This window comes from Nitrosopumilaceae archaeon AB1(1) (genome assembly GCA_033471095.1).
GTDB lineage: Archaea > Thermoproteota > Nitrososphaeria > Nitrososphaerales > Nitrosopumilaceae > Nitrosoabyssus > Nitrosoabyssus spongiisocia.
This window is the reverse complement of record CP136752.1, coordinates 587042-610163: the sequence shown is the minus strand read 5'-3', so window position 1 is coordinate 610163 and position 23122 is coordinate 587042. Positions and strand designations below refer to the sequence as shown.

Below are 23122 nucleotides of genomic sequence, written 5' to 3'. Positions count from 1 at the left end.
ACTAGAATGTATAAAGAATCTATCCAGATGTACAGCCTGAATATCCACAATCAATGCAGGTAAAACAGCCTTCTGCAAATACTAGTGTATTTTTACATAGTGGGCATATTGTATCCTCAGCCGGTTCAGTGCCAATTACAACATCCTCTACTGTTTCAACTAGAGCCTTGGCCTGCAGAGTTTTNTCAACATTTTCAAGAACGTATCTATTTGTAATTTGATCTTTAATTGTGGTAGAAGCATAACTACTTGGAATGACCTCAAACTGTTTTGTTGAATTTTCACTAGTCATATGAAGTACTTGGGTATGTCTAGAACCATCTCTATACACCGTAATTCCTTTGAGTCCCATTTCATGAGCAAGCAGATATGCAGCTTTGATATCTTCTGGAGTTACATCATATGGCATGTTGATGGTTTTAGCAATTGCGTTTCCAATCCAATCTTGCCAAACACTTTGAGCAATCACATGATCAGCCCAGTGAATATCCATTGCAGTTACAAAACGTTCTTCTAGTTCTTCTGGTATTCCTTCTAGACCACGTAAAGAACCATAATTATTTACAATTCTTTCAATTAGTTCTTCACTATACACATTACTCTCCTTTAATACATCCTTTAGAATCTCATTAGTGTAAAAGAATCTACCAACGGTAACACGTTTTTCAAATACAAGAGCAAATGTAGGCTCTATACCATTAGAACAATTTGCAAGCATGGATAGTGTTCCAGTTGGTGCAACTGTAGTAGTCAAAACATTACGAATTCCAAATTGTTTAATTTTTTCAATGAGTCCATCCCATTCTAAGGTATGAGTACTCTTTGGTCTAGTGTAGTATCCAGAAATTGGTATTTTGCCCTCAGGGTATTCAGTCTTGGAACATAGAGGAAACTCTCCACGTGATTTTGCAAGAGATACACTTTCATCCATAGAATAATATGACAACGCTTCAGCTAATTTGGCTTGCAAGTCATATCCTTTCTTAGAATTGTACTTTATGTTTAATTTGTACAATAAATCTGCTACACCCATCACACCTAAACCAATACGTCTAGAATCTCTAGATGCAGTATCAATTTCAGGAACTGGATACGTATTCATATCTATAATATTATCCAAAAATCTAGTAGTTTTTCTAATCGTCTCTTCGTATTTCTGCCAATCAAAGCCGTATGTACCATCAGCTTGACGATTAACAAGATTTGCAAGATTTATGGAACCTAGATTACAAGATTCGTAAGGATATAGGCTCTGTTCACCACATGGATTTGTAGCACGTATTGGACCATTTCGTGCTTTGGCAAAAACATTGTACTTGTTGATTAAATCAAAGAAAATTATACCTGGTTCTGCACTAGCCCATGCAGAATGAGCTATATGATCCAAAACTTGATGGGAGCTAATCTCTCGTACAGGTAGATGTTTGGATGTATGTAGCATATACTTGCCATCTTTAGTATTTACTAGTGCATCCCAAAAATCTTCCCAAATTCCAACACTGACATTAAAGTTTTCTAAAACTCCTGGCTCTGTTTTATTGGAGATAAATTTTTCAATATCAGGATGCCATGATTCCAGAATGCCCATGTTTGCACCTCTGCGTTTACCGCCTTGTTTTACTACCTCAGTTACAGTGTTGATAATATTCATAAAAGATACAGGTCCTGAAGCGACTCCAGAAGTAGATGCCACTATATCTCCTTCATGTCGAAGATCAGAATAATTAATTCCAACGCCTCCTCCAGATTTAAAAATTAGTGCTGCATCAGAAGTGGATTTCATAATACCGGCCATATCATCTGGCATATCTAAAACAAAACATGCTGATAGCTGACCTAATCTGCCCCCTGCATTCATCATGGTAGGAGAATTTGGCAAAAAGTCTTGAGATGTCATCAAAACAAGATATTCTTCTATACGATCGGCATATTTATCAAGTTTTTTAGAAGCAAATTCTGTTAAAAGATTTTTGAAACTTAATTTCATCTGCCCTTTTTTTGCAAGAACAACATATTGATTGATTAATGATCTGAAATGCCACTGATTTAGATAAAATCTACCAACGGCAAATTTGTTATTAAAATTACTTAGTTTATCCAGATAAGATTCGGCCTCTGAGACATCTTGAATTACACCACCCTGTTTTGAAAAGATGGCATTATCATAAAATATGTCTCCCAAACCTACCAATATTGCAACACGCTCAAATAGCTGTAGAGGGGTCTCATTAATCTCATTTTTAGCATTACGGAATAGGTATCTAGATGCTAATACTCGTAGACAGTTTAAATCAAAGTTCTTGGCTACGGATTCGAGTGTTTTTACGTTTAAAAGTCTCATTTTTTGATCCCTTACCTTACGGTGCTCATGTCTGTATAGAATGAATGCCTTGGCCACATTACTATGACCTTGTTCAATGAGAGTACTTTCAACTATATCTTGTATGTCCTCTACGCTTGGGTTGATAGTATCTGAAAATCCATGTTCGGCCAGTTTATCTAGAACAGTTATCGTAAGGGATTCTATTATGTGAGGATTTGGTATCTGTGTAGTAGAGAAGGCCTTACTGAGAGCAGATGTAATTTTATCCTTATTAAAGATTACTGATTTTCCACTGCGCTTGATTATCGTATTTATGTTATTTTCTATTTGGGATGTCAATAGAATCGTTCCTTAAACATTTGTGGAACGAAATTAGGCACATAGAATTTAGAGCCGCAGTAAAATGATGATTCAAAGGTGAAAAATAATGCTAGACTTGAATTTGAATTACATCTTGAAGAAAATTTTTGATGGGAATCTTCTTTTTGAGATGATGAAATAAACAAGATAACAACTAGACAGAGAATCAGTATTAAAAGATTTTGATGAGAGCCAAAAGTTTATTGACTCAAAAAAATCAACTAACGCAAATTACGTATTTAAATGAATATGGGCTATATTATAAAATGAGAGTTACAGGCTGAACATTTATCCACAAGTTTTGAATCCTTTAGGCCACAATTTCCACAAATTGGTGTTTTTTTGATAGGAACAAAAAAGTCTGTTAAAGTTGTCATTTTTTCTATAGATTGCTGTATCAAAGTGATATTTGCATTTTGAGCGATATGAAGTTGGATCCGTACACCTCCGTTTAACGTATTGAAAAGATGATTACACAGAACAACTTGTTTAGTACTAGTAGTATATTTATCAATTGCAGATGCATCAAAGTTGATACCTTGTGAATATCCTGTATCTATATAATCACTGACAGCACTTTTACCAAATTTTTGTACATCAACAGAAACAAAACGCAAAGGATCATTAGTTGTAGATAATGAGATTGAGATATTTTCTTCAAATTCCTTTGCAGAGGTATTTACAACATTAATTAAAGAATTAATCATGTCGGTGGAGATCTTTATATCAGAAGTTTGTTTCAATATGTCAAAGATCGCTTCTTGGAATCCTACAAGATTAACAACCATAGAAATTGAAACACGTTGTAAGGATTGAGTGTTTTTTGCCAATATTGGATTTAATCCCCGATGAGTAAAATCTACAATCTCTTTTTTGCGTAAAACCATCGCAGCAATGGTTGGTTTAATCGCCATAGCAAGAGTAGTTTTGAAATATGAATAGTCAGAGTTTGAATCAAGAGCTAGACGAGGTAAATTTATTGAAAATGGATATAATTTGATTGCTGTTGTAAGATTGGTCTTTTTTGGCATGTGTACAATTCCTCCACTAGAGGCAGTTTTCTTGGTAAAGTAGATCAGACCGCTAATTGATACAATTTTGGCTATGATTTTAGAGGTATCAGCGATTTTGGCCTTTTCATAATTAATAGCAAGACCAATAGTAGGTTTTGGAGTGATTTTGGCAAATGTATAGTAGGCATTTAGGATTTTGCTGACAAGTTTGGAATCAGAATTTAGAGGAATTTGAAGGTATATAGTAGTAGAACCGTGTATGGTAGAAGATGTCGTAGTGAATACATCAACAAGATGTTTCTCCAATTTTGAATCAGTGCTGTAATCGGATAAAAGTGATATGAAATCGTTTAAAATAATTTCTTGAGATACTTCTCTTGAGATTAATGGAATTATTATTGTTAAAATGTTACAAATATCAGAAAGTGTATCCGGTGCAGACATGCGCGGAATGCTTAACATTTTACCATGTAGATTCAAACCATCTTCAACTAGTTCTTTTATACTTAGAAATAATATATCAGGTAAAAGGGATCCAATTCCAGTTTGTTCTATATGAATATCACCAGATAAATGTGAATCAATTATATCTTTTGAAAATACATTTGAAAAAAGATATTCAGTAAAAATTTGATCACTAGTTGTGTTTAGTAGACTAGTTAGACCGTCCTTGTCACCAATGTTTACCAACATTTTTTGTATATCAAATGGGGGAATACCCAAGCGTGACATTTTACTTCTATATTCTTCATAACCGTGCTCCAATAGTACAGAGTTAACAATTTCACGAATTAGTGATGATGTAAGATTAATAATTTGATATTTGTAAATTTTATTTTCTGTTTCTTCGGTCATTTTCTGAGCTAATTCTTGTGGGAGATTACCTTCATGAACTAGTGATTGTAGTATCTTGTGTGGATCAAATTCTTCTTTAGAGTTGTGAGATGTTCGTACATAGGATTTTCCTCCTTCAACAATAGAGCGTTCCTCAATTTGTCTAGCAAGACTTAGCACCAATTTTCCAGTGTTATTTATGAAATATTTTCTCTCAAATCTATTTAATTTGACAAGACTTTGACTTAGTAATTTCCTAAGATGATAAGCAAATTTACCACTCTCTTTTTTTGATTTAAATCCTGCAAGGGATTTGAGTTCTGAGTAAGTTAATAGACCTTGTGAGTTTAAGATTCGAAGAATTTCTATTCTATTTGGACTTGCCATTACTGAAAATATCATTCGTGCTCGTGTAGACTTTGATTTTCTAATGCCTGAACGTTGTGGTTCTATATTTTCATCTAATTTCATAATGTAAATTAAATTGACTAATTATTAAAACTATCAATTATTGATTCTGTTACAACTTTGTGTGCTATTCGTAAAACGATCCTTTGCTGAAACTCAATATCATATTATACAAATATCAATAAAGAACATATGTTAGTTTTACGATTCAAATTGTACTTTTACTATGCCCAGATTCTATGAATTCGTTCTTAGTCGTGATGTATCACTTATGAATTTTCAGAGTCGTGTGGTGACAAATATACGAGAAAAATGAAAAGAAAAATATATAAAAAGTGGTATTAAAAACAGAGATTCATTCCAAAATGATTTCGAGATTACACATATAAAATTATTTTATTGTAGAAATACGAAATAAATCTATCACATAAAATTTTAAGAAGTGACAAATTCACAAAGACTATTGGAATACAAGTCGCATTTTGGGATCTTGAACATTCTTTTTAGAATCTAATTCCAAAAATGTAGCAAAATCTACTTTAGACATATGTGAAATTGTAGTATTTTCAAAACTACGTTTATTCAAATTAGTTTTCATTTTAACGCTCTCAATATACCTTCCACAGTATTTGAATTAAATGTTTCTATGAATTTATTGAATTCTAACAAACTAGTAGTTCTGTATCCAATTATCATCCAAAATTTATTCTCAGGATTTGACATTAACGGCTCTAATATTATTTTAAACTCACCAGTATTCCAATTTGTGTTTGATAATGTAATGTTTAAAATGGTCATACCTGGAGTGTTTAGAACACTACTTATTTTTTTTAAAACATCTTGATTCACTGTATTAGTTAAAGTATGAGAAGGATTATCGAGCTGTAGGGATTTCAGTTTTACACATAAAATCAGTTATGTTTATGGATGTTGGGCCAATTTGTAATTTGTCTAAAACCTGAGATATGTCTGTATATATAGCATTTAGATCTAAAGTATTAATTATAATGAATCGTATCAAGTTTTCTCCATAGTTTGTAAGAACCATTATGTTATTTTTTGAAAAAAGTACCGTTGGGACAGGAGGAGCATTAGGATTTGTAGAAATCTGTGCATTAGTTGGCGTTCCAACATAACCCAATTCTGTAATTGTTCTGTTAAAAATTTCAGGTGTATAAGTAGGAGTTTTAGTTTGAATTGTTAATATCATTTGAGATGATTGATTTCCAAGGGTGCTCATATTATTTAATAAATATATTTATTATAAATTGTATGTATTCAGGTTCTATCAAGTTAGAGTGTGTTATTAACGAATCAATTTCTTTATTAGAAAGATATCGTTTATAAAATTATGACAAATCCAATAAATGTTATAACTAGCATAGCAGGTGCAGTTCTTATAATGATAATAGGTGCAATTGTAATTTCTGGAGTATTGCAGGTCACAACCAATCTGTAACTTTCTAAATATTATCTAGTCTAATGTATAATAGATTTATTCTACATCTATCGTAAAATCAGTCACGTTTAATTTTTGACCACATGAGGGGCAATGTTCATCATATTTACGCATTACATCTTTAGGGGGTCTTAGGGTTTTCATATGTTTAATCTTTACACCACATTTACCACAGATAATTTCTACATTCAATTATTTTATACCTGCTGTTTCTCCATTATTAAACCACGGTGATCAAAGCCTGCAACTTTGATAGGTGTTCCCACAGGTAAATCTGAGGGTGAATGTATACCACTCATAAAACCAGATACTCGTAAAGTGATGTCTTTTAATTTCATTACCACCCATGCATATGGAACATAATCTTCAAACCCACTTGGAGGAATTGTAATTATTGTAAAAGTAGCCACAGTGCCAACTCCATCAACTATATTTTTTTTAAAATCTGAATTCCCACATTTTTTACAAAAATATATGGTCCCCAAATGATAATGTAGACACTTAGAACATTGTAATGTTAGTATCTTACCTGTTTTGGCTTGCTCTACAAATTCTTGTTTGGTAGACATTTTATACACTTTGAAAAATATGAACTGCACAACTTGCGCCAGTGGCGCCGAAATTCTGTGTTAAACCAATTTTTGCATCATTAACTGTTCTTTGACCTGCGTTTCCAGTAAGTTGATCATACACCTCTACAACTTGACCTACACCAGTAGCTCCTATAGGATGACCTTTAGATTTTAATCCACCAGATGGATTTATTACAATTTTACCGTCTCTGCAAGTTTCGTTATTACGAACAGCTTCAATACCTTTACCTTTTTCAAAGAACCCTAAATCTTCAGTATCTACAACTTCAGCTATTGTAAAGCAATCATGAACTTCAGCAAAATCAACATCTTTAGGTGTGATATTAGCCATTTTGTATGCAGCTTTGGCTGCGATTTTTGTACTAGGAATAGTAGTGATGTGATCACGACCCTGAAGTGCGGCAGATGAACCACCTCTACCAGAACCAATTACTTTGATATAATCACCACCATGCTCTTTTGCAAATTTTTCACTACATAAAATAACAGAACTTGCCCCATCAGAGAATGGACAGCAGTCGTATAATTTTAGAGGACTTGCAACTACAGGAGAATTCAATACATCATCAATTGTAATTTTTTTCTGCAGGTGTGCTTTTGGATTCAATAGACCATTTTCATGATTTTTTACTGCAACTCTAGCAAAATCTTCTTCTGTTGCGTTAAATTCTGTCATATAGGCACGAGCCATTGATGCGAACAGTCCAGGAAATGATACTCCGGATTGACCTTCATAAAAGAAATCAGAACAATAAGAAAAGTATGTTGTTGTCCATTCTGTACCAGTATGTGTTACTTTTTCTGTTCCAGTAACTAATACAGCATCATAAAATCCTGCAGCTACATTTGCAAACGCTTCACGAAATGACACAGAGCCACTACCACAAGCAGATTCAATAGATAAAGATGGTTTTTCAGGAATTCCAAGATTACTCATAATGACGGGTCCAAGATGTACTTGTTTATCGGCAATTCCAAATACATTTGAGATGTATCCGGCCTCAATCTCGTTAGGAATAATACCGGCACTTTTTATAGCATCAACTGATGCTTGAACAGTAATATCGCTGATGCTGTCATCTAATTTACCGTATTTAGTACTACCTGCTCCAAGAACACAAACTGATTCCACATAGTAAACGCATCAAAATCCATATAAAAATCGTTAAGAGATGTAAAATGGGATATTCATTGCAAGTCAAAACAAGTGCCGTAAGTGTAGCGAAAAAAAATGTTCATGTGCTTCAGGAGCAATTACTCCAGTACTTGGATGTAAATGGATATGTTTCATGGTCTGAGAAGAAGAGAAAGTACATCATTTTGGGCTCAAATAGACCGAAAAATGGGCTCGCTTCGTGCCCAGAATGTAAGATGGGTATGTTGATGATTATTAGATCAAAAACAACTAGAAAGAGATTCATGGGATGTTCGAATTATTATAGCGGTTGTAAGGCATCATCACCATTAATACAGAGAGCAAAATTACGTGGTCTTAAACAGAAATGTCCAGTATGTATGTGGCCTATGGTTCTGTTTAGATATTCACGGAAACAAAAATGGAGTAGGCAGTGCTCAAATTTCTTTTGTAAAAGTAGAGTCAAGCATGAAAAGTAGAATACACATCCTTACGACGATTTTTCATCAGTGGTAAAGACTTGCGCACTTGATTTACACGATTCAAATTAATATGAATAATGGATATACCTTGACGTTTTTTCATATCGAGTAGAATTTTACCAAAAGGATCAATGACCAAACTTCTACCACAGTATACGTGTCCAACTGCATCAGGTGCTACAACAAAACAACCATTTTCAATTGCTCTAGTTTTATTAATTGTAATCCAGTGATCCTCTTTCATGTAACCTTTGACCCATGCAGAAGGGGCAACTAGTATGTGTGAACCCATGGAAGATAATATTCGTGACATTTCAGGGAATCTCAAGTCATAACAAATCATCATTCCCACAGTACCAAGACTAGTTTTCGCCGGTCTACTAATACTTGAACCGGCCATTAATTTTTTAGATTCTTTAAATCCCAACGCATCATACAGATGAATTTTTCTATATTTAGATACTAATTTACCTGATGAATTAATTAGAAATGCTGTATCGTACACACGATTTTTTTTACCAGTTTCATAAAATGTTCCTACAACTTCTATCGAATACTTTTTTGCATATTGTTCTATTTGTTGTATAAAATTACCACGTATGGTCTCAGACAATGCGTATACTTGTGATGGTTTTTGTTTAGATGTGGAATGAAACATCATAAATTCTTGAAAAGCACATAGACTAGCTCCACGTTTGGATGCTTGACGGATATAATTGAGAATTTTTCTCAAATTTTCATCCTTGTCGGTAGATGTTGTAAATTGTACTAGAGCAAGTTTGGACATTATTTATACAAAAATTGTTTGGAATAAAAAGTTAAAGTGGCTCTCCTGATTGATACCAATTATTTTTTGGGTTTTCGTCAAATACCACTATTACATGATTAGGTTTAGTTTTCAATATATCAACTGCTGATTGTGTCACTACTTTGGCAAAATCTTTTTTTTGTTCATCGGTTCGTCCAGGGTATAGGTGTACTTTGATCAGAGGCATAATTTCGGTACAATAACCCCTGATTTAATCGTCGCCTCTCCAGCCATAACGTGTCCCATATGAGTAATCTGTTCTGTGAGTTTTTTTATACAGATACCCTACGGCAATTCCTAGTGCAAAACCACCAATGTGAGCTAAAAATGCTACACCTCCGCCTGACACGCCGAATCCTGATATGAAGAAAGGCAACAAATTTTGAAATACGAGCCAGAATGGAAGGAAGAATTTGGCAGGGATGTGAATCGTCCTCCAAAAGAATCCCAACATCATGAAGGTAAGTACTTTGGCTCGTGGAAATATTACAAGATAAGCACCAAGTATGCCAGAGATAGCACCGGATGCACCCACAGCAGGAATTGAGCTTGTCGGATCACCCAAGACATGTATTAGTCCTGCACCAATTCCCCATGAAAGATAAATAATTAGATATTTTACTCGTCCAAATTTTAATTCTATATTATCACCAAAGATCCACAGAAACAACAAATTTCCTCCCAAGTGTACTATACCACCATGAAGAAAAGTGGAACTGAGTAGAGTTAGGGAAGAAAATGCAGGACAACTAAGTTGTTGCGCTCCTAGATCAATCACTCTACCCCCAATGATACAATTCGGCACAGCTCCCCACTCATAGAATAATTGTGCGGCTCGACCATTTGTAAAATCTAAAATTTGACCTGTATATGCAACTTCTAGAAAGAATACAATTACATTTGTTATAATTAGAGCTATAGTTAATTTTGGTTTAAATCCTGGTGGATGTGGATTTTCATCCTTTAATGGAAGCATGTGTAATTTATTAGAAATCACAGTATTAAGGATATATTATTCTTGTACTCGATGTTTACACATATCTTTAAAACTACATGCATTACAGCGATGAATAGAATTATGATGCTTATATTTTTCCATGTTCAAAACAAGACACCCAAATCTTTGTATATTTTCAAAGAGGAATGACTCAGTTTTACTATCTTGAACGCCTTGAAATATCTTGCATGGCTCATTATTATTTTTTCTATCACGTATCTGTAATATCCATCTCTTAGTTTCATGAGGTATCTCAAACCAGTCATTCGGATCAAAACTATTTGTTGTTGTAAATGAAGAGTTTAGGTACACTAGCAGTTGTAAAAGCTGACTGGTGTATGGTCTAGTCAGTTGCATGTACTGTGAGGGATTAGCGGGAAATTTATCATCAAGAATGATTAACGAGTTGTCCTCACGAAATATCTTATCACATCTTCCTGCCAGAGATATGGTTGGATTTGTACCACCAATAGAGAAAGAGAACTGTAATCTAGTGTGTAGTACCTCTCGTTGAAATTCAATCTCTTTTGTAACATCTTGCAACTCTTGAGTGGTGATTGGTTTAAACTCGTAATGTTCTTTTTCATAAATTTCTTCTTGTTTGTGAGCTTTGGTGCCTTTTTGTATATTTACACTTGGAGGTGGTTTTACACCTTGTAAATAAAATGGTATTTGATATTCACAGTAACCAATTGCACTGATAAATTCTGATACACTAGCATTAATCTTTGGATTTTTTGAACTAGAACTATTTACGGTAATCATAATATTTAGTATTAACTTTTGTAAAATAAAGATTGCTCATCTAGACCATCGTCAAATTCACGAATAATTTTTGGATAAAATTTCTTCAATTTAAAGATTTCCAGAATATTTGGGATGAAATGCAACAGCATTTATCATGTTACATACACGTAACAATGCCTTGTCAAATGTAATTAAGATATAGTCTTTTGCTTGACATAATGCTAGAATTTGACTGTCACTAAAATGAGAATCGTGAAATTGTGAGTGAATTTGTAATGCAGATGTTTTGTGTGGCTTTACAGAATCAAAAAAGATTTTTTTACCAAAATATGATAATAGTTTAGGGATTTCAGATTTAGTTATTTGTGCTACATGATATAATTCCTGGACAACAACATCTGGAATGATAAATGTGACATTTTTACCTTTTAGCATTTTTTTTAAACGTACTACTTCTTTGTGATCTTTAGATAGTTGTACTAGTACACAGGTATCAAGTACGATATTGCGTGTGTTCATAAATTAATTTCAAAAGACTGATTATTATATAACATCTACATAGTATGCATAATATGGATACTATAAATAATATCAGTGCGTTTCGAATTCACATAGCCCCCATTGGTTTTGAGATAGACAGAGTTGTCATTCCAGCGAAGAGAGAAAAGGCAGATAAAGTTTGGCTACTAATTCATGAGAAACCTGCTGAAGAAAAAGCTGAAAANAATACATTGCAGAGATTCAAAAAACGTCTAGAAAAAGTAAACATAGAATATGAAATGAAAGAGCACGATAGACAAGATTTATTCAGTATCATTAAAGTGACAAAAGAAATAATCAGAGAAGAAGAAGGAAATAATATCTATGTTAATTTAGCCTCTGGATCAAAGATACAATCAATAGCATTAATGATGACATGTATGATGTATAGCGAAAAGAAAGAGATTGTACCATTTTATGTTGAAGCAGAAAATTATACAGCTCCTGGAGAACCACTATCAAGCGGAGTTAAGGAAATATTTCCACTACCTAAATACAAAATGCAAAGACCAAAACAGGAATTAATTTTAGCATTAAATGTAATTCAAGAAAAAAAACGAATCAGTAAAAATGATTTGTCTAATATTGCAGTAGAAAAAGGAATTATAAAAATAAACTCCAAGGAGAATATTAATCAGGTTAGATTGACTAGTTTAGAGAAAAATATTATAGAACCGTTAGAGGATATATGGAATTTCATCGAAATAGAAAAAATTGGACGTACTAGATGGATAACTCTGACAAAAGCGGGAGAAAACGCTACAAAATTTTTAGACTAGGTCCAAGATTGGGAATTTTTCTTCCAAATACGATTTCCGTCAATATGAATTTGATCTTTTTCCTCAAATACAGTATGCCATTTGCCGTTATCAGGAAAGATCTTATTCATTTCTTCTACCTTTTTGTTGGTAGGCGGTGTATTCATAAGAGCACCCCATCGCATATCTGGTATTTTTGGTAAAATATCGTTAATGTCCTTCATATTATATCACAATAATTCCAAATTGTATCAAGTATTGAATTCCAGCTGCAAATGTAGAGTCATCAATCACACCATCGTACCAAAACTTTGCATTGTTCTTTACCCATGATGGAATAGTAGATTCGTCATTAATTTGAGTCTGATCAGTTGGTGGAATAATTATGATTTCATTTTGTATAAGATATTGAATTCCAGTGATAAATGTTGGATCATCAATATCACCATCGTACCAAAACTTTGCATTATTTTTAATCCAATTTGGTATACTAACAGTAGGCTCTGTAGAAGATTCAGTAGGTGTAACAGGTTGCAAATTAGAATTTAATGAACCAATTTCAATTAATGTGCTACCAAGTCCTGAAAGTGTGGTATCAAGATTTAAGGTACTAGTTCCAAAAATACTGACAGATACTTTATACTCACCTTCATTAGAAATGACTAAATTTTGAATATCTATTCCTTCAGATGCCCATATACCAATATACTCTGTAGAACTACCAACATTTTCATACAACACATCACCAGATTTTGTCTCTATTCTATACCCATACAATACATCTTTTAATAAATCACCAGAATTATCAAAGAATTCAAACTGAAATGCTATTTCATCGCCTGTCGAATATGTAGCATCCCAATTAATTGTAGCACTAGCACTAGAGCCTACATTAAATGCAATAGAATTTTTTACAGCTGAATCTGTAGGAACTAATTTGAACGTCATTAAATTACTATCAAAATTATCTTCGCCTAAAATGGAGTTTATACGTTCAAGTTCGTTACTTGATATAAGAAAATGTATAACATTATAATCCTCAAAAGAATATGGATTTACTAGAAGAATACGATTGGATAGTTCCACTCCATTAACAAATCCATTGAAATGTTTACCCTCATAGTATGGATCAAAGAATTTAGGCACTCTAATTTCTTCATGTACCACTTGAACAAGAGAAATGTATTCAGGGTTCCAGTCAAATGGCATGTCAAAAGTCATTGAATTATCAATTGGGGAGAATGCAAAATTATCAACTTGGTCATAATATGTTTTTATCACTATTGGTATCTCAGCGGACGCAGTTGGAAGAATAAAGTTTTGTTCTTGAGCCACACTCACAAATGTCTCAAATGATAATCGTTGAGTTACTAGTGTTTTTGGAGATATTGCGCCTTCAATATCGACTTTAAGATTGTACAATCCACCTTTGTCAAATATAGGACCTTGAATTAATGGTCTGCCTTCCCCTTGTGCAAACAATCCTCCGGATATAGTATGTTCTGCACCAAAATAAGTTGTACATTTCCAAAGTATATCCTTTATGCAGTCATAAACAGGTCGTATTTCTACATCTAGTTTACCATTTACAGCATAGAATAATTTATTGGCCAATAGATTACCACTTCTCCAAACTTGAATTCTATATGTTACTTCTTTAAAATTTTTGTTGGAATTCAAATCAAAAAATCGTACTTCCATATTTGCCGTATAAAGATCACCTACGGTAATATCATAAGGATCTAAAATTGTGCTGACAGTAACATTTAAACCATCAAAATTTATTGGCGGTGCTTGATCACCACCAAGACCATGACCAAATGCTACATTAAGTGGTATGAAAAATATGAAAAACAGAATCAAAATAATATATTTCATATACTACAATAGTAAGATCTCATATATAATTTATGAATAAAAGATTTAATTGTGGTTTAATTTTAATTATAGTTATATAATTTATAGATATGAAATGGCTATTTAGTCTGCTAGTATTACTAGTCGTTATTCCAGCTGCTGCTGAAACTAATTCACAGATTATATCTACATCAGGGGATATTCTAAAATTAAATATTTCAACAGAGCCTATATCACCTAAATCAGGGGAGGCTGCAAAGTTAAAAATAGATTTCATAAATCCAATCTCAAAAAACATACAAGAACATATCGATTATACTATCACAGTTTCAGTAGATGATCAAAATGTGTTCGGTCCGATTCCCCTGACGCACACATCAAGTGGTTCAGTTACATTTCCAATCATATTTCCCAAAGATGGAGAATACAAAGGTGTAGTGAAGATTGAAGGAATATTATTTCAACCTATACCGATAGAGACAGCAACATTTATGATAAATATTGGTCAGAGTATTGCACAGCCCAACAATTCTCAAACAGATGTAAAACAACCCACTATTGATAACAACACAGGAGGTTGTTTGATTGCAACTGCTGTATCTGGTACAGAAATGTCATCACAAATACAACATCTACGAGAAATTCGTACCGATATCACCAATACACATTCTGGTAATGTGTTTTTACAACAATTCAATCAGATTTACTATACATTTTCACCAACAATATCAGATATGGAACGAGGTAATGACACATTTCAAAATCTAGTGAGATTAATAATAACTCCACTGATATCATCAATATTATTACTAGATTATATAGATCCTGAATTCAGAAGGTCAGGTATTAGGTGTTGGAATAGGAATTATAATTTTAAATCTAGGTATGTATGTTATACTTCCTAGTCTAATAATTAGACAATTTGTAATATATAAAAAAAATACTAGGCAATTATGTTAATTTTAGACATACATATTTATTTAAAAATACGATTTTATTAGTAATGATTACACAAAAAATAAGCGTTGTTTTTGCAACATTATTAATTCTTACAAGTTTATCAGTAGCATCAGTTTATGGCGATCATAGTATGGTGGATGTAGAAATACCACAAGGTGCAGGTGTACCAGCATGTGCAGAGACTAATGAGTGCTATATTTCATCTACAGTAACTGTAGACGAAGGAGGAGAAGTAATTTGGACAAACAACGATGCAGCTGTACATACAGTAACTGCAGGTGTTATCTCAAGTAATGTTACAGGAGAAGATTATCCAAATGGTTTTGATAGTGGTATATTTGCTGCAGGTCAAACTTTCAAAAATAAGTTTGAAGTTGCAGGAGAATATCCATACTTTTGTATTGGACATCGATGGATGGTAGGTACTGTTGTAGTTGGTGGTGAAGAGATGATGGAAGATGAGATGAAGCATACAGATGAGATGATGGATATGGAATATTCAACAATGGAGATTGCCAGTATGGATGATATCGTAGCTCGTATTTCAACTACAGGCGGTTCTGTGGGAAGTCCACTTTCAATTGATGTAGAATTCCAAGATACAGAAGGTCTAGTTGTACCTCATGTAGAGTATGAAATAGTAGTGATGCAAGATGGAAATATGTTATTAGAAGAATCAACACATGAACATACTGGAACAGGATCACACAATACACTATCATTATCGACATCAGCACAAGATGTACCAGTAGACATCAAAGTCACACTTGTACGTATAGGTCTACCTGATGAATCATATAATGGACCTACAGGTGTTGTAGCACAATACAAAGCTGTACCAGAATTTGGAACAATCGCAATTATGATTCTAGCTGTTGCTATAGTAAGTATAGTAGCAATTAGTTCTCGAATGAATATCATATCAAGAATCTAGAAATTTTATTCTATCTTTTTTTAATAATGGCAATAACACCAATGATCAGGCCTATGATTCCCATTGAAGCACCAAGAATTGCAAGATCAAAAGTTGTCTCATTATTAATCATATTACCACTTTGTAATTCTTGAATGTCTTGTTCTAGTAGATTTAATGCTCCTTGAATAACAGTTAATTCATTACTAGATGAAGATTGTCGTAATGGAAAATCAAGAGAATCTGATGTCTCTACATCTTCTATAGGAATTTCAATATCAATAGGAGTGTTATCAATCATACCACTAAGACTAATTATGTATGAACCAGTCTTTGTTGGAATAATTTTAGAAGAATAGTGTCCAGGATTAGAATCAATATTAACATCAAGGGTTTTTGAAATACCACCAAACTTTATCGTAGCTTCTAAATCAGTAAATGCATTAGTGACAGGTTCGAAAATGGAAGGAGATGGGCTTTGAGTAATTTCAAATACGATTCTATTATTAAAATCAACTATTGGCAGTTCAATATCCCACCCGGCTTCAAATTGATAGGAACCAACGTTTACTGTAGTATGTGCAGATGCAAATGGAATTGTAAATAATAATAAAAGCGTACAAATGAATAGTGATTTCATGAATAGTGTAAAATATGCTAATATTTGTATATAGTTAAATTAGGTTTTGTTAAGATAGCGAGGCCTATTCATAACAATTAAACTAGTGATATCAGAAAAGATAACATGAAATTTGAGGAATTTTGGAAAATACTACAAAAGTCATTTGATAAATCAAATAAGCAAGTAATGGAATTTGAAGAACACAGTATAATATTTATCCGTAATTTTGTACCTTCTAACACACCATCATCGCAATCTGATCCACAATATATTATACAAGCAAATGTTAATGACACATCTAACAAAAACAAAATATTTCAAATTTCTAAAAGTGATTTTGAAAAAGCATGGGATAATCTTAAAGGTATAACAATAGACAATCGACCATCCACACTTTATAACATAGTTGGAAATGATAATGATAAACAACTAAAAGCAAGATCTATTTTGAATTTATTCAGCCACTTTGTATTTTCAAATAGCATAGAATAATTAAATTTTATTTCCCAACAACTGAGTTCTGAATCAAAACCTTCCATTTGTTTTTCTCTTTGATTTTGATTCCTGCCACTTCTGCTGGTGTCATGCCATTCAATGCACTATGTTTTTTTGTAAAGTTGTAGTATATTTTCATACCAGTAATAATTGGACTGTCTTTTCTTTTCAGCCCTCTGAATACTTTTTCTCGAATCTCTGATTTCTCCATTCAGTCTCCCATTTTGTTATTGTTCATGTCCCAACGAAGATGTATGTGTTTGTGGTGTTGAGTTTTTTTACCAAATACTTTCTTAGACGATTTTTCATATGCAGGAAATCCATCAGTTGTAAAATATCGAGGTGTTTTATTTCCAATTGCTTTTTTAGTTAATTTCAATAAAGTGTCAGCATTGTGATGAAATTTAGATTCTGCCATGTATTTAGCTAGCCAATAACGTATGTCATCATCCATTGATGCAAATAGATAATTCTGCTTCCATTTACTTTGACCCAAATCTCATCTGCTCTTACTTGGTTGCCTACTAGTGGCACAATCTCATCAAGATATTTCTTAATTATTATTGTATAACTTGTAATCCAGCGATATACTGAACTATAATTCACATCAATTCCTAACATTTCATAATGTGTGGAAATATCGCAAACCGACATACCAACATAATACATTTGAAGCGCTCTTGTTATGATGTTTGGATTATATCGTTATTTTCAAAACCAAATTTGGTAGTGAATTTTCTATTACAATCTTTACACTGATATATTTGAACCTTGCTTATTCTATTTTCTTTTATTCCTTTTTTTGATTATTTTACCATATCACAATATTTACAAAGATTCAGTTTAGCACGTTGAATAATCTTGAAATTATTATTTGCATAACCTCTATTTCTAATTATCATTAGTTGGACAAATTGAATATGCTTACAATCTGTTCGTCTTACTTCCTAATCTTTACACTAGCAAATCAAACCATTATCAGTTCTATTTACCATGTATTCTTTTGTTGGTTTACTCTGTAATTTGATTTTAAATTTGTTGTAATCAACTTATGCAAAATGATCTCCTGCTGTGATCATTTCCATCGCTTTTTGTTTACGTTTGTTCATTTCTTACGTTATAGGCATAATTTATACATAATATAAGTATAACCTGTTAGTCAATGTTTATATAACTATGTACTATAAACAATATGTGAAATGGCACGAATACAAATTCAAGGATTTCAATGTGAACGATGTGACCATAAATGGTGTCCTAAATCAATCAATCAACAAAAGTCTAAATTTATCGATCCACCCATAATATGTCCAACATGTAAAAGTCCGTATTGGGATAAACCACGAAAAAACAAAAATACCAAATTTAAAAAGGAAAAGAAGGTAGAATGAATCAATTCAATTCAACAATACAAAAACAACGGAATTATAAATCACAAATAAACATGAAGGCATTAGGTCAATATTTTACACCAGAATTCTTAACTGAGCAGATGACATCAATGATTAGTAAATCTAAAAATTCTGCAATATTGGAACCATCTGCTGGAAAAGGTATTTTTTTAACTACTTTACAATCAAAAGGATTTCAAAATATTTGTGGAGTAGAGATAGATAATACACTTACGAATGAATCAAATGTAGATATAATCTATGAGAATTTTTTAACATGGAAACCACCTAAAAAATATGATGTAGTTATCGGCAATCCACCGTATATACGTTGGAAGAATTTACCACAAAATATTCGTAATGAATTAAAAGAAATGAAACTATGTAATGGATTGATGGATATTTTACATGCATTTATCTTAAAAGCAATTGATGTTTTAACCGATGATGGAGAGATGATTCTCATCACACCTGATTACTGGTTACGAACATTGCATACTAAAAAATTACGTGAAATTATGATGGAAAAAGGTCATATTGAAAAGATTATCATGTATGGAGAGAAACCAATTTTTAAAAATGTCGCATCAAGTATTATGATATTTAAATTTGTTAAAAATCATTCAAAATCAAAATTCACTGTTGTGGATATGACTGAAAAAATTCAATATAAGCAAAAACAATTTACGGACAGTTCCATCTGGTCTATGTTTCCATTTAGCATATCTAAACAAATTGATAGAGATCAAAAACAACAGTGATGTACGATTAGGAGATATTGTAGACATTGGTAATGGAATGGTTTCAGGTTTGGATCGAGCATTCAAACTTGAGGATGATTCAAAACTATTAAAAAAAGAATTGAAAAAAACAATTAAAGTAATCAAAGCGTACCATCTTAACAAATACACACATGATGGATTTGTACGATATATTTTACTCAATCATGATGATGATGTCAAGAAATTTCCAAATTTTTATGAACAACTTTTTAAGTACAGGACAGATTTAATCAAACGATTCGATTATAAAAATAATATAAAGTGGTTTGAATGGTCTTTCATGAGGAATTATAATTTGATGAAAAATAACACTGAAAAGATCATTGTGCCATGTAAAGAAAGAATAAATAAAAAACAATTTGTTCGATTTAGTTATTCAAATGGAAATTATTTTACAGCACAAGATGTAGCAGTTTTAGTAAAGAAACCTCATATGCAAGAATCTACAAAATATCTTTTAGGTCTATTGAATTCAGATACAATATTTGAATGGATTAAAAATAAAGGTTTGATTCGTGGCGGTGTGGCAGAATTTTCTGAACGACCACTTGCAAACATACCAATTAAATTAATTAATTGGAATAATAAAAGAGAAGTTTATTTACATAATCGCATAGTTAAAGAAGTTGATGCTATACTTACACAAAATATGACTGACTTTGATAATATAAACAAATATGTTAAAAAACTATATCGTATCTAAAAATCCTTTTATATCTCCAAGTAATGTGTTAAAACGTTCATCTTTTGAAGTTTTATGTTTAATCCATGCATGATCAAATTTGTCTACTAATTTATCAACAAACTGTTTTTTTGATTGATTGTGTATTTCACTCATTTTAGATGGATGCCATTGTATTTGAATTGCTGAGTCAAAATTAATGTTAGGCATAGAATCCACATCAAGCAAAAACAAATCTTTAACATTCACTTCTGTGATTTTAGTTTGTTTGATTATTTTATCATATTTATATGAAAATCCAATTATCCAGTATGATATACGATTTAAGTTTTTTTGTGGATTTTTATTGTGTAATACGCCATTCAAAAATTTTAAAAGACGATATGCAGATAAAATATTAGGATCACGACCATCTTTATCTGCGTTATGAGATTTAACATTAATCAAAATCACGTTATTCATATTTGTTAGGATAGTTTTTGTATCGCCATAGTGCAACAATAGATCAGCTCCATCTTGTTGGGTTCTATCATAATTAATCACATCTTTAATTTTTGAATTAAAATGTAAATCAGCCCACCATGTTTGAGTTAGTGATTTAGTAATAGAATTGCCATTGTTTTGTTGTACTGCTAAATTTAAAAATTCATTTGGTCGCCAAATTTCAAAATTTGAATCTTTAGATTTGAGATTATTAAATGTCCATTCTTCGAATATGTTACCTGCGCTATGTCCAAAACTTGTTTTATCTATTCCCAATATTACTGGATTACTTGATACTGATTTGTTTAAATACGATTTTATTTTATTTTTGCTTATCAATAAAACATCATATTTGTAATAGTATTTATTAACCAAAAATCATATGTTTGTGAGTTTATACATAAAGTTTTTTAAGTTTAATATTTTAGATATAACATAATTGGAACATCAATTTGGAGAATTAATTTTAATCATTAGTACGATTGTTTTGGCAGGTGTGGGTATATTAACATTTTTGCACAACAGACAATTATATGAAATAATTAAAGAAGAACGAAATGATAATCTCACACCATTATTGGTATGTAAAATAATTACCGAGGATCAAAAGTCTACAGCGAGTACATCAGCACATTTTATAATTCATAATCAAGGCAAGGGAATTGCATATAACATAAATGTAAAATTAACTTCAGAAAAAGCCATAATAAAAGGGAAAACGGAGTTTGAGGAAATTGTTTCAGCAATAGGTCCAAATGGAATATATCAAATTAATTTAGGACTCATCATCGAGCAGGAAAATGATACCGTTGATTTTAATTTTGAATATGAGAATAATAACAGATATGAAATTTTAGAAGCAAATGGTACTGTGAGTTTTTCATCATACTATGGCTAAACTTAATTTATTCAAACCTTTTGACTAGGTCTCAATAATGCAACAGAACCCTAAATTAGGTTGTGTGAAGTCATCTAGTGATATGCATAATATGGATTATCTTTGAAAACTCTAATTTTTTTACAAATTAATGAATTTGACTAAATATGCTGATAAAACTTTGAATAATATGTTAAATATTAGAATGAAAAATATTGCACATGTCTTTAAAAACTCTATGTGGATTAATCTACTCTGCTATACAATCACACTATAATGCTAGGAAATGTGATCGTAGGGGATATCACGAACCAGTTGAATTTGATAGATTAGAGTTTGAAGATGATCCAAGATACATAAAGCCTACATCGTGTGTTGATTGTGGTATGAAATTAGTTTTAATTAATGATCCTGATGTAGATGATGAATATTATGTCAATGAAGATTATGATTAATTATTCATATTAAATTGGAGATTTTATAGTTCTGCCAAGTATTAGTGATCCTATTTGGAGAAGATAGGGAAGAATTGTCAATATCAACAAGAAGGATAGAATTACTTGTACACCATAAGTAAAAGCATCAGGGAATGGATATACTGTATTAATTACACTCATGATGAATCCACCAGTTAGTGTACCGAAAAGAACTCGTACCAATTCGTATGTCCAATATGTGTATGATTGTATAATGTCTAATGGATTATCGGATGCAAAATCTGAATTAATTTGTCCAATGATGTGTGAAAAACTAGGATAATCAGGTGCGTTAAAATCAGCACCAGTTGCTTCTTGAACTACATGTAATCCTAAATTGATACAGAGAAAGAATATGAATATTCTTACATAAATTTCTGATAATCTACTTTTTGACATAGTTTTGTAAATGACTAGTAATATATCAAGTATATGTGCGAGTATTCTATAACATTATCAGGTGTTTAACTATTTCTTCTCTATGGTTCTATGAATAATATCCGAAAATGTAACAGAACCCTAAATTATTAGATGTATAATTTACAGAGATTGAGTATACCAAGATCGATTTTCAAGATTATCAATTTCTTTTACAATTTCTGAAATTTTCATATTAATCGTATCTGAAGAATGAAATAAATTATACATTTCAACTTCCTCATCCTTATTCAAAACTGTTGAAGACGCTTCTTGGAAAAACTTGTCCTCCTTTTGTAAATGATCCATCAGATATATCGAATATGTACGCAGAAATCTAGCTACGGGTTCACGTGAGTCTTTACCATTTTGCCATTCTTCAAGATGAAATTTAATTTTATTAGCAATTCTTCTACCAAATTCATGTTCAATCATGAATACACGAACCTCATCTTGCAGACGATTATACCCTGCAACACAGGCAAAGTATGAATCCTCTTCCCTAGAATAATGAATAGAATCAAAGAATTCAGCCATTATTACTATCATCTTTTGTATATCAGAGAATGGCACATTACCACCGGTGTAAAGAACTTGAGATGCTTTAGATGCAAGTTTCTCTATACGACGAGCCTGGATATGATCTTGCTGTAAGGTATTTGTGGCACTCAATATAGGTAGAAAACACACTAGTCCTAATTATATCATGA

At 32.1% G+C, this 23122-nt stretch carries 27 protein-coding genes; 8 read left to right on the top strand and 19 right to left on the bottom strand.

Annotation, left to right across the window (positions count from 1 at the left end):
- Positions 1–19: 19 nt before the first annotated feature.
- The 11 genes from R1F52_03645 to R1F52_03595 form a co-directional block, all read right to left on the bottom strand.
- On the bottom strand, positions 20–2662 hold the full coding sequence (locus tag R1F52_03645) for an adenosylcobalamin-dependent ribonucleoside-diphosphate reductase (protein WOV93733.1): 2643 nt from the start codon (positions 2660–2662) through the stop codon (positions 20–22).
- 275 nt (positions 2663–2937) lie between these two features.
- The gene (nrdD, locus tag R1F52_03640) at positions 2938–5001 is read right to left on the bottom strand and encodes an anaerobic ribonucleoside-triphosphate reductase (GenBank protein WOV93732.1); all 2064 of its coding nucleotides are present in this window, start codon (positions 4999–5001) and stop codon (positions 2938–2940) included.
- Positions 5002–5398: 397 nt separating this feature from the next.
- A complete protein-coding gene (locus R1F52_03635) occupies positions 5399–5524 on the bottom strand; it encodes a hypothetical protein (protein ID WOV93731.1) in 126 nt (41 codons plus the stop codon).
- A 288-nt stretch (positions 5525–5812) separates the two neighbouring features.
- Complete coding sequence (locus R1F52_03630; protein WOV93730.1) at positions 5813–6178, bottom strand: hypothetical protein; 366 nt, start codon at positions 6176–6178, stop codon at positions 5813–5815.
- Between the two features lie 416 nt (positions 6179–6594).
- The gene (locus R1F52_03625) at positions 6595–6996 is read right to left on the bottom strand and encodes an OB-fold domain-containing protein (GenBank protein WOV93729.1); all 402 of its coding nucleotides are present in this window, start codon (positions 6994–6996) and stop codon (positions 6595–6597) included.
- The gene (locus R1F52_03620; protein ID WOV93728.1) at positions 6968–8122 is read right to left on the bottom strand and encodes a thiolase domain-containing protein; all 1155 of its coding nucleotides are present in this window, start codon (positions 8120–8122) and stop codon (positions 6968–6970) included. The genes R1F52_03625 and R1F52_03620 overlap by 29 nt, the downstream gene beginning before the upstream one ends.
- A gap of 465 nt (positions 8123–8587) precedes the next feature.
- Positions 8588–9394 carry a carbon-nitrogen hydrolase family protein gene (locus R1F52_03615; GenBank protein WOV93727.1) on the bottom strand — a complete coding sequence of 269 codons (807 nt, stop codon included), beginning with the start codon at positions 9392–9394 and terminating at the stop codon, positions 8588–8590.
- 31 nt (positions 9395–9425) lie between these two features.
- Positions 9426–9602, bottom strand: coding sequence for a 4-oxalocrotonate tautomerase family protein (locus R1F52_03610; protein ID WOV93726.1), 177 nt, complete (start codon positions 9600–9602; stop codon positions 9426–9428).
- 24 nt (positions 9603–9626) lie between these two features.
- The gene (locus R1F52_03605; protein ID WOV93725.1) at positions 9627–10391 is read right to left on the bottom strand and encodes a rhomboid family intramembrane serine protease; all 765 of its coding nucleotides are present in this window, start codon (positions 10389–10391) and stop codon (positions 9627–9629) included.
- Between the two features lie 36 nt (positions 10392–10427).
- On the bottom strand, positions 10428–11177 hold the full coding sequence (locus R1F52_03600; protein ID WOV93724.1) for a PD-(D/E)XK nuclease family protein: 750 nt from the start codon (positions 11175–11177) through the stop codon (positions 10428–10430).
- Between the two features lie 90 nt (positions 11178–11267).
- The gene (locus R1F52_03595; GenBank protein ID WOV93723.1) at positions 11268–11678 is read right to left on the bottom strand and encodes a PIN domain-containing protein; all 411 of its coding nucleotides are present in this window, start codon (positions 11676–11678) and stop codon (positions 11268–11270) included.
- A gap of 44 nt (positions 11679–11722) precedes the next feature.
- On the opposite strand from R1F52_03595, the gene R1F52_03590 reads away from it, so the two are divergent.
- Positions 11723–12478 carry a DUF6293 family protein gene (locus tag R1F52_03590; GenBank protein ID WOV93722.1) on the top strand — a complete coding sequence of 252 codons (756 nt, stop codon included), beginning with the start codon at positions 11723–11725 and terminating at the stop codon, positions 12476–12478.
- Here R1F52_03590 and R1F52_03585 read toward each other — a convergent pair.
- Entirely contained in the window at positions 12475–12681 is a 207-nt protein-coding gene (locus R1F52_03585) for a hypothetical protein (protein ID WOV93721.1), read from the bottom strand. The genes R1F52_03590 and R1F52_03585 overlap by 4 nt on opposite strands.
- Before the next feature lies 1 nt (position 12682).
- Positions 12683–14335 carry a peptidase gene (locus R1F52_03580; GenBank protein WOV93720.1) on the bottom strand — a complete coding sequence of 551 codons (1653 nt, stop codon included), beginning with the start codon at positions 14333–14335 and terminating at the stop codon, positions 12683–12685.
- 89 nt (positions 14336–14424) lie between these two features.
- Here R1F52_03580 and R1F52_03575 point away from each other — a divergent pair, with 89 nt between their 5' ends.
- Entirely contained in the window at positions 14425–15219 is a 795-nt protein-coding gene (locus R1F52_03575) for a CFI-box-CTERM domain-containing protein (protein ID WOV93719.1), read from the top strand.
- A 98-nt stretch (positions 15220–15317) separates the two neighbouring features.
- Complete coding sequence (locus R1F52_03570; GenBank protein ID WOV93718.1) at positions 15318–16208, top strand: PEFG-CTERM sorting domain-containing protein; 891 nt, start codon at positions 15318–15320, stop codon at positions 16206–16208.
- A 10-nt stretch (positions 16209–16218) separates the two neighbouring features.
- Here the strand turns inward: R1F52_03570 and R1F52_03565 are convergent, their stop codons facing one another.
- Positions 16219–16827 (bottom strand): hypothetical protein, encoded by a 609-nt coding sequence (locus R1F52_03565; GenBank protein ID WOV93717.1) that lies wholly within the window; start codon positions 16825–16827, stop codon positions 16219–16221.
- 105 nt (positions 16828–16932) lie between these two features.
- Between R1F52_03565 and R1F52_03560 the strand changes: the two genes are divergently transcribed.
- Positions 16933–17301, top strand: coding sequence for a hypothetical protein (locus tag R1F52_03560; protein ID WOV93716.1), 369 nt, complete (start codon positions 16933–16935; stop codon positions 17299–17301).
- 7 nt (positions 17302–17308) lie between these two features.
- Here the strand turns inward: R1F52_03560 and R1F52_03555 are convergent, their stop codons facing one another.
- Entirely contained in the window at positions 17309–17515 is a 207-nt protein-coding gene (locus tag R1F52_03555) for a hypothetical protein (protein WOV93715.1), read from the bottom strand.
- The gene (locus R1F52_03550; protein WOV93714.1) at positions 17516–17800 is read right to left on the bottom strand and encodes a hypothetical protein; all 285 of its coding nucleotides are present in this window, start codon (positions 17798–17800) and stop codon (positions 17516–17518) included.
- 891 nt (positions 17801–18691) lie between these two features.
- Between R1F52_03550 and R1F52_03545 the strand changes: the two genes are divergently transcribed.
- Both R1F52_03545 and R1F52_03540 read left to right on the top strand, forming a co-directional pair.
- On the top strand, positions 18692–19456 hold the full coding sequence (locus R1F52_03545) for an N-6 DNA methylase (protein WOV93713.1): 765 nt from the start codon (positions 18692–18694) through the stop codon (positions 19454–19456).
- Positions 19431–20180: a TaqI-like C-terminal specificity domain-containing protein gene (locus tag R1F52_03540; GenBank protein WOV93712.1), complete on the top strand. Its 750-nt coding sequence runs from the start codon at positions 19431–19433 to the stop codon at positions 20178–20180. The genes R1F52_03545 and R1F52_03540 overlap by 26 nt, the downstream gene beginning before the upstream one ends.
- Here the strand turns inward: R1F52_03540 and R1F52_03535 are convergent.
- Positions 20166–20981, bottom strand: coding sequence for a HincII family type II restriction endonuclease (locus tag R1F52_03535; GenBank protein ID WOV93929.1), 816 nt, complete (start codon positions 20979–20981; stop codon positions 20166–20168). The genes R1F52_03540 and R1F52_03535 overlap by 15 nt on opposite strands.
- A gap of 100 nt (positions 20982–21081) precedes the next feature.
- On the opposite strand from R1F52_03535, the gene R1F52_03530 reads away from it, so the two are divergent.
- Together R1F52_03530 and R1F52_03525 are read left to right on the top strand one after the other, a co-directional pair.
- A complete protein-coding gene (locus tag R1F52_03530) occupies positions 21082–21540 on the top strand; it encodes a hypothetical protein (GenBank protein WOV93711.1) in 459 nt (152 codons plus the stop codon).
- A gap of 200 nt (positions 21541–21740) precedes the next feature.
- Positions 21741–21974 (top strand): hypothetical protein, encoded by a 234-nt coding sequence (locus tag R1F52_03525; GenBank protein ID WOV93710.1) that lies wholly within the window; start codon positions 21741–21743, stop codon positions 21972–21974.
- Positions 21975–21983: 9 nt separating this feature from the next.
- Here R1F52_03525 and R1F52_03520 read toward each other — a convergent pair whose 3' ends face one another.
- Positions 21984–22394, bottom strand: a complete 411-nt coding sequence (locus R1F52_03520; GenBank protein WOV93709.1) for a hypothetical protein — start codon at positions 22392–22394, stop codon at positions 21984–21986.
- Positions 22395–22535: 141 nt separating this feature from the next.
- Positions 22536–23084: a hemerythrin domain-containing protein gene (locus tag R1F52_03515; protein WOV93708.1), complete on the bottom strand. Its 549-nt coding sequence runs from the start codon at positions 23082–23084 to the stop codon at positions 22536–22538.
- Between the last annotated feature and the right edge of the window lie 38 nt (positions 23085–23122).